This is a genomic window from Spiroplasma endosymbiont of Zeiraphera isertana, from assembly GCF_964030805.1.
GTDB lineage: Bacteria > Bacillota_I > Bacilli_A > Mycoplasmatales > VBWQ01 > Spiroplasma_E.
The window spans coordinates 528,273-540,287 of the sequence record NZ_OZ034965.1 but is presented as its reverse complement, the minus strand read 5'-3'; the positions used below and the strand labels follow the sequence as shown (position 1 = coordinate 540,287).

The 12,015-nt window shown below is 22.6% G+C and carries 15 protein-coding genes; 11 read left to right on the top strand and 4 right to left on the bottom strand.

The annotated features are described in order from the left end of the window. Positions 1-41: 41 nt before the first annotated feature. The 6 genes from AAHM78_RS03760 (at position 42) to AAHM78_RS03735 (ending at position 3,361) form a co-directional block, all read left to right on the top strand. Positions 42-314 (top strand): IS1/IS1595 family N-terminal zinc-binding domain-containing protein, encoded by a 273-nt coding sequence (locus tag AAHM78_RS03760; protein WP_342252841.1) that lies wholly within the window; start codon positions 42-44, stop codon positions 312-314. A gap of 67 nt (positions 315-381) precedes the next feature. Continuing rightward, a complete protein-coding gene (locus tag AAHM78_RS03755; RefSeq protein ID WP_342252838.1) occupies positions 382-774 on the top strand; it encodes a transposase family protein in 393 nt (130 codons plus the stop codon). Positions 775-824: 50 nt separating this feature from the next. Beyond that, a complete protein-coding gene (locus tag AAHM78_RS03750) occupies positions 825-1,040 on the top strand; it encodes a hypothetical protein (RefSeq protein ID WP_342254967.1) in 216 nt (71 codons plus the stop codon). Positions 1,041-1,217: 177 nt separating this feature from the next. Further along, a complete protein-coding gene (locus AAHM78_RS03745; protein WP_342254408.1) occupies positions 1,218-2,177 on the top strand; it encodes an IS1/IS1595 family N-terminal zinc-binding domain-containing protein in 960 nt (319 codons plus the stop codon). 190 nt (positions 2,178-2,367) lie between these two features. Then, positions 2,368-3,048, top strand: a complete 681-nt coding sequence (locus AAHM78_RS03740) for a hypothetical protein (protein WP_342254407.1) — start codon at positions 2,368-2,370, stop codon at positions 3,046-3,048. Positions 3,049-3,205: 157 nt separating this feature from the next. Continuing rightward, on the top strand, positions 3,206-3,361 hold the full coding sequence (locus AAHM78_RS03735; protein WP_342254406.1) for a hypothetical protein: 156 nt from the start codon (positions 3,206-3,208) through the stop codon (positions 3,359-3,361). 63 nt (positions 3,362-3,424) lie between these two features. On the opposite strand, the gene AAHM78_RS03730 is transcribed toward AAHM78_RS03735, so the two are convergent. Then, complete coding sequence (locus AAHM78_RS03730) at positions 3,425-4,666, bottom strand: DEAD/DEAH box helicase (protein ID WP_342254405.1); 1,242 nt, start codon at positions 4,664-4,666, stop codon at positions 3,425-3,427. Between the two features lie 457 nt (positions 4,667-5,123). Beyond that, entirely contained in the window at positions 5,124-6,731 is a 1,608-nt protein-coding gene (locus tag AAHM78_RS03725) for a hypothetical protein (RefSeq protein ID WP_342254404.1), read from the bottom strand. Positions 6,732-7,309: 578 nt separating this feature from the next. Between AAHM78_RS03725 and AAHM78_RS03720 the strand changes: the two genes are divergently transcribed. The 3 genes from AAHM78_RS03720 to AAHM78_RS03710 all read left to right on the top strand — a co-directional run bounded on the left by AAHM78_RS03720 (position 7,310) and on the right by AAHM78_RS03710 (position 8,245). Next, positions 7,310-7,471, top strand: coding sequence for a hypothetical protein (locus AAHM78_RS03720; protein WP_342254403.1), 162 nt, complete (start codon positions 7,310-7,312; stop codon positions 7,469-7,471). 29 nt (positions 7,472-7,500) lie between these two features. Continuing rightward, a complete protein-coding gene (locus AAHM78_RS03715) occupies positions 7,501-7,698 on the top strand; it encodes a transposase family protein (RefSeq protein WP_342254402.1) in 198 nt (65 codons plus the stop codon). A 172-nt stretch (positions 7,699-7,870) separates the two neighbouring features. Beyond that, a complete protein-coding gene (locus tag AAHM78_RS03710) occupies positions 7,871-8,245 on the top strand; it encodes a transposase family protein (RefSeq protein ID WP_342255016.1) in 375 nt (124 codons plus the stop codon). Between the two features lie 88 nt (positions 8,246-8,333). Here the strand turns inward: AAHM78_RS03710 and AAHM78_RS03705 are convergent, their stop codons facing one another. Both AAHM78_RS03705 and AAHM78_RS03700 read right to left on the bottom strand, forming a co-directional pair. Then, a complete protein-coding gene (locus AAHM78_RS03705) occupies positions 8,334-8,555 on the bottom strand; it encodes a hypothetical protein (protein WP_342254401.1) in 222 nt (73 codons plus the stop codon). A gap of 197 nt (positions 8,556-8,752) precedes the next feature. Next, on the bottom strand, positions 8,753-9,103 hold the full coding sequence (locus AAHM78_RS03700; RefSeq protein WP_342254400.1) for a hypothetical protein: 351 nt from the start codon (positions 9,101-9,103) through the stop codon (positions 8,753-8,755). 212 nt (positions 9,104-9,315) lie between these two features. On the opposite strand from AAHM78_RS03700, the gene AAHM78_RS03695 reads away from it, so the two are divergent. Beyond that, a complete protein-coding gene (locus AAHM78_RS03695) occupies positions 9,316-11,037 on the top strand; it encodes an ABC transporter permease (RefSeq protein ID WP_342254399.1) in 1,722 nt (573 codons plus the stop codon). Positions 11,038-11,050: 13 nt separating this feature from the next. Beyond that, positions 11,051-11,959, top strand: a complete 909-nt coding sequence (locus tag AAHM78_RS03690) for an ABC transporter ATP-binding protein (protein ID WP_342254398.1) — start codon at positions 11,051-11,053, stop codon at positions 11,957-11,959. The last annotated feature ends 56 nt before the right edge of the window (positions 11,960-12,015 follow it).

The window sequence follows — 12,015 nt, the reverse complement described above, 5'->3', positions numbered from 1 at the left end:
TTAAATTAAAAGTAATATTTTTATATCAGGGGTGATTTTTTGTGACTAATAATGAATTAATTGATGTTTTAAAAAACAAAAAAGATGAAGAATTTATAAAAATTATTAGACATTTTAAAAATAGAATTAAACAAATTGAGAAAAAAGAAAAATTAGATGCAATTGATAAAAAATTTAAAGAAAAAGGAATTCAATGTCCAAATTGTAAATCTTATTGATGTGTAAAAAATGGTTTTAAGAATAATAAGCAAAAATATTTATGCAAAGATTGTAAAAGTAGCTTTGATGCTTTAAGAAATCATTTTTTACATTAGACTTGGTGCAAAACCTTTAATTTTAACAATTTAACGATTATTATTAATATTAAAGGTGATAGTTATTATGTTGAAAAAATATAAAGATGATCAAGAATTTTATAGTTTAGTCGGCATAAAGCCACAAACATTTTATAAAATGCTTGAAATTTTAAAAATTGCTGAGTCTAAACAAAAATATTGTGGTGGTAGAAAAAATAAAATTGTAATTGAAGAGCGTTTATTAATGACTTTAGAATATTGAAAAGACTATAGTAGTTATAGAGTTATTGCAAAAAGATATAATATTAGTCATACTAGTTGCATTCGTAATATTTTTTGAATTGAAAATATTTTAATAAAAAGCGGAATTTTTAATTTACCTGGAAAAAAAGATTTAACAAAAAATAAAGGTACTAATAATAATTTGTTAGCTATTGATGCTACTGAAACTCCAATTGAAAGAATTAAAAAAAACTAAAATTACTTTTTTCAGGTAAAAAGAAACATCATTCTCTCAAATCCCAAATAATTATTGATATTTCCAATGGAAAAATTATTTCAACTGCTTTTTGTTTTGGAAGCATTCATGATTTTAAATTGCTTCTAAAATCTAAAACTTTTATTCATCCAGAAAAACAAGTTTTTGTTGATTCGGGTTATCAAGGTATACAAAATATTCATAAAAATACATTTTTGCCATTTAAAAAAAGTAAATACAATCAATTAACACCAATTCAAAAATAATACAATAAAACTTTAAGTAAAATTAGAATTAAAATTGAACACGTATTTGCTAAACTAAAACGTTTTAAAATTTTAAGTTTAAAATATCGCAATAAAATTTTAATTTTCACAAAAAATCTTGATATTACTTTTAATTTTAAATTAAAAGTAATATTTTTATATCAGGGGTGATTTTTTGTGACTAATAATGAATTAATTGATGTTTTAAAAAACAAAAAAGATGAAGAATTTATAAAAATTATTAGACATTTTAAAAATAGAATTAAACAAATTGAGAAAAAAGAAAAATTAGATGCAATTGATAAAAAATTTAAAGAAAAAGGAATTCAATGTCCAAATTGTAAATCTTATTGATGTGTAAAAAATGGTTTTAAGAATAATAAGCAAAAATATTTATGCAAAGATTGTAAAAGTAGCTTTGATGCTTTAAGAAATCATTTTTTACATTGAAGTCATTTATCTCATGAACAATGAGATTGAATAATTTGATTGTCATTGTTAGGTCAATCTGCTTATACTATTTCTCAATTTGCTAAAATTTCAAAAACATCAGCATGATTTAATCGTCAAAAATTTATGAAATCATCACAATTAGCAAAAACACAAAAACCATTCACAAAATTAAAAGGTAGAATTGAAATTGATGAAACTTTTATCAAAGAAATTCACAAAGGAAATTTCAAAAATCCAGATGATCCAAGAAAAAAATGAATTGAAGAAAATGCTAAAGATTTAAACTGTTGTATTGAAATGGCAATTGATGAAAATAAAAATATTTATGCTCAAACAACAAATACTAAAAGATTAACAAAAAAATGAGTACAAGAAAATTTAACATCTAAGCTTATCGAAGAAAAATCAATTATAGTTTGTGATATGCAAATACTATATGATACAGTAGCTAAACAAACAAAATGTACTCTCAAGAAATTTAAATCAAAAGAAAATAAAGAATTAAATTATAAAAATTTAAGTAATATCAGTAAAATACAATCAAGTTTAAAAGAATTTATTACTCATTATCATGGCATTGGATTTACCAATATTAAAAATTACCTCAATTTATGAAAATTTAAATACCAACATTATAAAATATCACCTTATGCAAAATCTGAAGCATTATATTTCGGTTTGTAAAAAAAATAAATCCCAAAATTAAATAAAATCAAATTTTAGGCCAGGTTGATGATTTTTTTTATTTCATCAAGAGTTTTTTTGAAAATTAAAAGAAAATACTTCTAAAGAAGATTTTAATTTACATGATTGAATCACGAAAAATATTTTTACTACAGGTGCTTTAGCAGCAAATATAAGTCGTTATTTCGTTATGAGACCAATTAATAATATTTTTAAATCGGGTTTAACAAACTTAGGAATTCCAACTAATCTTTGTCCTGAAAAACTTTCAAAATGAGTTGAAAAACAAACCAGATATAAAAAAATATTAATGGCAATCCCTTTATTTTTATCAGTCACTTGTACTGTTAATGCTGTTAAAACAGAAGCTGCATTAGTTACTGAATATGGATTTCAAAAAGCCACAAAATTATTTTATGAAAAATTTGTTAGATGAACAACATTAGGATTTTCAATTGGTGTAACAGCAATTGATATGATTGCTTTTGCTATTTCTGATTTTTATAAAGATGTATTTAATCAACCAATAACTATAAAAAAAATAACAGAAATATTAACTAGTTGTTGTGGATTTACTAAAAAAGAAGCAGTTTTTCTTGAAAAACATTTAGAAAAATTAGAAAACAATGGGAAATTCACAACTTTTGATGAATTGTTTAAAAAATATCAGGAAGAAGAATTTGAAGATTCTGGTATTGAAGAAGTTTTATCACAACAAATAGAATCAGAAAAATCATCAAATGAAAAAGAAACTGATGACGAAACATCAATAGAAGAATTTCCTATTGATAATCCATATGAATTTGCAAATGATATAAATAACCAACCATCAACAAGTACAGGAATATACCATCCAATGCCATTCAATTAAAAGCACTATTTAAATTTAATTTTTAGTCACTCTTTTTAAAAGAGTGACTTTTTTAATATTTTATATTTATTTTTTTTCTAAAAAATGTAAACTTATTTTGGTTATTTTAGATGTATAAGAATAAATATACCAAAAAAGTAGTGAGAAAGGGATTTTTATGGATGAAAAAAATAAAAGAGAAAAAGAAATAGCAAGAATAAAAGAAAAAATTGCAGCTAATAAATTAAAAAAAGAATCCGAAAAATCTGAAAAAGAAAGACAACAACAAGAAATCGAAAATAAGAAAAAAAATGAAAATAAAAAAACTTTATAAAATTAATATTTAAAGAAAAAATCACTTAATTATTAAGTGATTTTTTTATAAAAATGAATAATTTTAATATTTTGGTTTTCTTTTTCATTTTGAATTATTATCAACATTACGTTTAAAATCATTTCTATTATTATGAGATGAAAAATTTAATTTAGTTGGTACTTTAACAACATTTTTAGGTAAATCTCAACCTGTAGTATCTAGTAAAGTAATTTCATGATTTTGATAATATTGAATTTCTTGAATTTCATTATATTGAACTCTATTACTTACTAAAGTAATAGCGGTTCCTTGTGCTCCAGCACGAGCTGTTCTACCAATACGATGAGTATAGTATTCATATTCACGTGGAATATCATAATTAAAAACATAATCAATGCCATTAATGTCAATTCCTCTAGCAACAACATCAGTAGCAATTAATACTCTAACCTTACCATTTTTAAATTGTCTCATTGCTTCCATACGTTCTCTTTGACTTTTATCGCCGTTAATAACAGCACATTTAATATTATTTTGTTCTAATAATTGTGCAATTTTGTTAGTAAAAGCTTTTGTATTTGAAAAAACAATACTTAATTGTGGTTGTAATTTTTGATATAAAGTAACTAATGCAGTTTCTTTTGTTATATTACGACAATCAAAATAATATTGTTTAATATTTGCTTGTTGTAATTTTTGACTTTCATCTTCAACAGTAATACTAACTGGATTATTTTGATAATCATCAGCAATTTTTAAAACTGGTTTTGACATTGTTGCTGAAAAAAGGACAGTTTGAATATTTTGTGGTGAATTCTCAAATAAGAAATCAATATCTTTTTTAAATCCCATTTTTAACATTTCATCTGCTTCATCTAAAACTAATGTTTTAATCGAATTTAATCTTAAACTACCACGATTAATATGATCAGTAATTCTTCCTGGTGTTCCAACAACTATATTACTAGTTCTTAAATCATATAATTGATTTCTAATATTAACACCACCACATAATAAAGCAACATTAACACCATTTAAAAAATAAGCATATTTTTTTACTTGTTTAGCAACTTGGATTGCCAATTCTCTAGTTGGACAAACAATAATGGCTTGATTAAGATATAATTTTATATCTAAATTATGTAATATAGGTAAGACAAAAGCAGCAGTTTTTCCGGTTCCGGTATGACTTTTTCCAATAATATCTTTTTTTTGTAAAGAAACTGGAATTGTCTTCTTTTGAATTGGTGTTGGGGTAGTATAACCTCATTTAGCAATAGCAGCAGTTAATTCTTGTTTTAAATTTAGTTCTGTAAAACTCATATATTTCTCCTTAAAAATAAATTTTGAATAAATTTAGAAAAAATGATAATTATAACCTGAAAAATAACCTCTAAAAGAGGATTATTTTAAAAAAGGATTAGTTTTATTTATTATTTATATATAATATACTTACTTACATTTTAAAGTATTAATTAATCTAATTTTTCTAAAATTAAAAGTTGTCAAATAATTTCATGATATTATTTATTTCTTTGACATCATTAACAACTTTTTGATATTTTTTTATCAATCATATCTTAAAAGAAAATTGCGAATTAATCAACAACTTAAATATAATACAATATTTTTAATTAAATGTAAAGATAAATTTTTAGAAATGAAAATATAAAAATAATAATTAAAATGCTATAAAAATTTTTAATTTTAATCAATTTAAAAATTTAAATTATATTAGAAATTTTTTATCATAACAAAAAAATATGAAAAATAATATAAATTATCAAACATTAGTATCTGCTTTTTTAATAATTCAATTATCAAATAAAATATGATTATTTTTATGATTCTTAATCATTCCAGTTAAAAAACTAGTGTTTGCATAACGAATAGTTAAATAATTATAACCATGCATACCACCCGCATTTCTTTTAACTTTAAATGTATTATCATCTAATTTTTCCACACTAGTTCTATCACTTAAAGTAGGATTTTTTGCTCCTTTTCAAAGACCATTTAAAGTAACTGAAATATTACCTTTAATAAGATCTTCGGTTGTAGCTTTAGAATTTATTTTTGAACTAATATAGTCACTAATATCACTCATTTTTTTATTATTTTGAACAAAGTCATCAAAATCTCCAGGATTCATATATATTGTTAAATTATTATCAGTAGTTATATCAATACGCCCTTCAGCAAATGCACTTTTTGTATAAAATATTTTACCTAATGCTGTTGCTGTTTGCTCTGCTCATTCACCTTGCGTTTGATTAGGACTAATATTCATAAAATCTAAAGTCATTGGTGTTAATCTTAATCCTGAAATGCTTCAATCACTAATAGTGATTTTTCCAAAAGCATTAATTTTCTTTTTATTTTCTTCAGGCACTCCTTGTTTTCCAACAAGTCACTTAGTAATCTCATCTGAAAAAGCTGTTGCTGTTGGTGATAAATAATTTTTCAAAGAATCAATTGCTTCATCAATTGTAGGTTTAGTAAGCGCTTCATACATATGATCACCACTAGCATAAACATCATTTTTTTGAAGCACTTCTGATTGAGCATTAATATCAACTTTAGTAATATTAACTTTATTGTTATTAAGTTTTTCAGTAATTAATTCTTTTGCTTTTTGTAATAAACTTTCACTATCAGTAGTGGCGTTTTCCATTTTTATCATAAAATTTTTTAATACTTTTGTTACATTACTAGTTGAAGCTTCAATTAAATCTTTTAAATTAGCACCAGTATTAGCGTAATTAAAATCAAAAATATTAGATACTTCAATTTCTGTCTTTTTGTTACTTTCATCTTTATAAGATAATTTTAATTTTAAATCTGCAGTAAGTTTATATCACATTGTTATGTTATACGTTGCTGGATCATAATTTTCAATACCAAAATCAGCATTTTCCTTAGTTCAATTGAATTGTTTATTTGTCATTGTTGTTTCATTAAAATCAATTTTTAAAATTTCACTAGTAGTTATATTATTAAATAATGGTTTTAAATCAGATGGTTGTAATAAATAATCCTCAATAATAAGATTTGTAATATCTTTTTGAAGCCTAGTTAAAAATATATCTTTTATTTTACTATCAACTAGAGTGTCACTATCTTTAGATAAACTATTTAAATTATTAGTAATATCTTTTCCAGATTCACCAAATTCATCTTCAAAAGTTAAATTCTTATATTCACTAATTAAATTTGCAAGTCCTAAACTAATTTGCTCTTTAGCTTTTTTTAATAATTCTTGTACATCAGCATTTTCCGATACTTCATCATCAGTATCAGAACTATTACCATTTCCACATGCCACTACATTTACTGCTAATGGTGCTGTTAATCCAAAAATTGCTAATAATTTTAATATTCCCTTCACTCTAGTACCCTCCTAAAATTTCTTTTAATATCTTTTATTAAAGTTTTAGTATATTCTATAATATTTATAATTAAAATGTTGTGAATATATTAATTTTAATATTTATGTAAACTAATAATTTGATTATTTTTCTACTTATAATATATTATAAGTATTAATAATATATTATAAGAAACTAAACTATTCATATTCTATATATAAATTAATTTATTATAATTTTTGTAATATTTAAATTTTTAAAAAGAAAAAATAAACTACTCAAATTCAGTAGTTTTAAAATATTTTAGTTAATTAAAATATTGGATAAATAGGCATTATTACTAAAACAATATACTTTAATTTAAAATGATAGAAAAAATTTTGATGTGAAAAAATGAATCAATTCCAAAATTTGCATAATTTGATAAAAATCATCTAAAATAAATATAATCCTTATCGCGTCAAATATTTAAAGAAACATTTATACTATTTCCACGACCAGCACTATCAATTGTGTTTATTTTTATATTAGACTTGGTGCAAAACCTTTAATTTTAACAATTTAACGATTATTATTAATATTAAAGGTGATAGTTATTATGTTGAAAAAATATAAAGATGATCAAGAATTTTATAGTTTAGTCGGCATAAAGCCACAAACATTTTATAAAATGCTTGAAATTTTAAAAATTGCTGAGTCTAAACAAAAATATTATGGTGGTAGAAAAAATATAAAGATGATCAAGAATTTTATAGTTTAGTCGGCATAAAGCCACAAACATTTTATAAAATGTTTGAAATTTTAAAAATTGCTGAGTCTAAACAAAAATATTATGGTGGTAGAAAAAATAAAATTGTAATTGAAGAGCGTTTATTAATGAATTTAGAATATTGAAAAGACTATATTAGTTATAGAGTTATTGCAAAAAGATATAATATTAGTCATACTAGTTGCATTCGTAATATTTTTGAATTGAAAATATTTTAATAAAAAGCGGAATTTTTAATTTACCTGGAAAAAAAGATTTAACAAAAAATAAAGGTACTAATAATAATTTGTTAGCTATTGATGCTACTGAAACTCCAATTGAAAGAATTAAAAAAAACTAAAATTACTTTTTTCAGGTAAAAAGAAACATCATTCTCTCAAATCCCAAATAATTATTGATATTTCCAATGGAAAAATTATTTCAACTGCTTTTTGTTTTGGAAGCATTCATGATTTTAAATTGCTTCTAAAATCTAAAACTTTTATTCATCCAGAAAAACAAGTTTTTGTTGATTCAGGTTATCAATGTATACAAAATATTCATAAAAATACATTTTTGCTATTTAAAAAAAGTAAATACAATCCATTAACACCAATTCAAAAAGAATACAATAAAACTTTAAGTAAAATTAGAATTAAAATTGAACACGTATTTGCTAAACTAAAACGTTTTAAAATTTTAAGTTTAAAATATCGCAATAAAATACGAAGATTTGCATTAAGATGTAATTTAATAGCAGGAATATATAATTTTGAATTACCTTAGTTTTGCACCAAGTCTATTATACATACTATTACTGTTTCCTGTCCCCATATTTTGCAAATTTTTTTGTATTAATGGGTGTTTCTAAGTTTTAAATACTATTTGTGTCGTTTGCTAATCTAACAGAAAAATTATTAAGAGATTTATTAAAATGAAATGTTTTATATTTTTCTGTAAAATTATCTCAGGAATTAGAAAAAGTACTTAATTTTAGTAATTTATATGTATTAGAACTATCTGTAAAATTAGAATGTAATCCGTTATAGGAATCCTTAAATTCGTAATCAATGGAATAGTTAGAAATATTATTCATAATTTTCCATCCTTTCAATTAAAAAATAAAAAAAACCTAACAATAGGTATTTTTGTGATTAAAAAAGTAAAATCCTAAAATAATTAAATAAAATTAATAAATATTTTCAACATATCTTTTAAATTTGATTAATTTTATTCCTTAGAACTCATACTTCTTAGAACCTGTTTAGAACATTAATCGGTAATGTTTAGTTTTTATAATGTTGGTGGTTGATTTCTGCTTGTTGAATTTGGATTTTGTAAATCCATAGCATTTACTTGAAAAGAGTTAAATGGTTCTCTTTGTTGTCTTACTGCTTTTTGTTTTATCTCATCTATGACTACTTTTACAGCACCAACACTAGCACCAACACCATAACCCACACCACCACCAAGAAGAGTGGCACCAGCAATAACCTCACCTGGACTAGGTGAGATAACCACACAACCAATACCAGCAACAAACCCAACACCACCACCGATAGTACCACCAACACTAGCACCATTTTTCACATATTTTTTAATTATTTGTTTTTTTGATTTTTCTTGTTTAATTCCACTTCGCATATTTTTTATCACTTTCTACTTTAAAATATAAAACCTATTTACTTTCATTTTAAAGTAAATAGGTTAAACACTAATATTTAGGTAATATAATACTAACATAAATATTAGTGTTTAGAATCTTTTTTCAATAATTTTTCATTTTCATTAAATTATATTTTATAAACAAAAAAAATAATTGATTATAATTGATAATATGTAAAGGAAAAAAAATAATGGACAGATTACTAGAAACCACAACGAAAACTATAGAAAAAACTAAAACCAAAAAGACAAGTTGATTTAAGTTATTTAGATTAATTATAATTAAAATTAGTTACAGTTTTATTACAGCATTTTTATTTTTATTTTCAATAGTAATTTCGGTATTGAGCATTAGTGTTTTGTTTTTTTTAAATTTATCAATAGAAGATTTTATTATTGATTTACAATACTATATTATGATTTTTTATAGTATATTTCTATTTATTTTTATTTTATTAAATGCTATAAAAATTTTTGGTACTCAATTTGAAGATAGTTCTTTCCTGTTATTACTTACTAAACCTTATACAAGAAATGTTATTATTTTAACTCAATACGCTGCTTTATTTTTTATGAGTTTAACTTTTATTTTCATAAATATTATTGCTTTATTAATCTTTGGCGGGATTTGCGGAATTATTATAAAAGTTTCTTATTTAACTTTTTACGTATTAACAATCCTAAAATTTTTTGGATTTTGCTCTTTATTTGCTGCTTTAGTTACTGTTGGTGTAGTAACAATGTTATCTTTTACTCGATCACAAACAGTTTTTTTAATTTTTGTTATTTTCTGTAGTCTATTTTTATTGGGTGGTTTGCCTTACTCATTAACCAAAATAAATAGTGACATTATTAAAATTAATTTTGAAAATAATATCCAATATACTGTTAGTGAAATCAAAGAAGCAATTTTATTTAAACAAAATTTAGAAAAAGGATTAATTAAATATCCAAATTTAACAAAAGCTATTTTTGATTTTTATTCTAATCTTAGTGATCAAGAATTAAAGGATATTAAAGAAAATAATGTTATTAATAAGCGTATTGATTTTTATCAAAAATTAGGATTTATTAAAACAAATCCTACTGTTAAAACTCTTAGTGGTAAAACAACCTCTTGAAAACCACCTGAATTTCAAAATAAAAATATATTTATGAAAATTACTTTTAATAGTTATTTTAAAAACTTAGATGAATTAAAAAACAATGTTGATAATAATCAAATTACAGAAGACTTAATTAATATAATTAATGATTATGATAAAAAATATAATATTGATTCATTTATGGATCTGCAAAGCGGTAAAGCACCTTCACTATTAACATACGATACTGATATTAATAATACTTATATACAAATTACATGTCCAATATTAGAACAACCCGTTCCACTATCACCCAAGGAAATTAAAAATATTTTTATTGATACATATGCATATAAATTTGATTTTCGTAATGAATTTAATAAAATTTTTTATAATCCTGTTTATTTTTTAGTTAGAACAACCGAAGAATATATTTATAATCAAATTCATATTTATCGTCAGATTACTAATAATTATGTTACTAATGATAAAAATTATAAAAATTACATTAGTATTGCAAATAGTTATCAATTTATCAATGCAATAAATTTTATTGAACATTGAAATCAAATTTGGACTTATTTTATGGACTACTATGGTGATTTTTGATTTGAACCTTATGCAACATCTAGTATCGATTTTGATACACAAAAAAATACTTTATTTAGTTATCCTGATTTTAAACTAACATTAAATAATAAAAAAATAAAAACCGATAACATTGATTATTTTCAAAATAATAAATCAGTTCTTGAAATATATTGTGGATTTTCTATCTTTTTATTCTTACTTTCTTATTTAATGTATAATCGAAAAATTGTTAGTTAGGAGAAAACTTATTATGGTAACTACAGAAGACATTATGATTAGTGTCAGAAACTATAACAAAAAATTTAAAAAGTTTAATATTAGTAATATAAATTTTACTGTATTTAAAGGAACTATTCATGCTTTGGTTGGTCAATCTGGTAGCGGAAAATCCGTTTTATTAAAGTCTATCATTGGTGCAATGCCCAGTAACAGATACAGTGGTACAATTAAGGTTAATGATTACAAAGCAGGAAGTGCAAAATCAAAATTAAGCTTAGGTTATTCCTTAAATTTAGAAAACTTTCCACAAGGTTTAACAGCTTATAATTTTCTAAAATATTTAGGACAAACAACTACTATTACCGATAGTGCTTTAGAAGTTAATTTACAAAAATTATTAAATAATTTTAATTTATGAGAACATCGTAATAAGGGTTTAAATTCTTTCTCTTCAGGAATGAAAAATAGAATTATGCTAATTCAAGCCTTAGCACATGATCCAGAACTAGTCATTCTTGATGAACCGGGTGCAAACTTAGATTCAGAGTCACGAAAATATTTTACAAATGTATTAAAAAGATTAAAAGCAGAAGGTAAAACTATTTTCTTAACAACTCATATGATTAACGAGGTTAAAGATATTATTGATGATTGTACTATTGTTGATTTGGGAAAAATGCTTTATAGTGGACCAATAGCAAAATTCGATGTTGGCAAAATTTTTATTTTAACTACCAACAATTTACCATTAACAGCCACTATATTAACAAAATATCAATATCAATTTAAATATCTTAAAGATTTAAATGAAATCTTAATTCGCTTAGATACACAAGAAAAAATTGATAATCTTAGTTCAATTTTAAATAAATATAAAATTGGTATTCAAAATCTTTATGAAAAAGAAATAGATTTATCACATTTAAAATTTTTTTTATAAAACTTTAATTGTAAAATTAAAAAGGACACTTATATAAAAATTAAATTGTGTTAGTT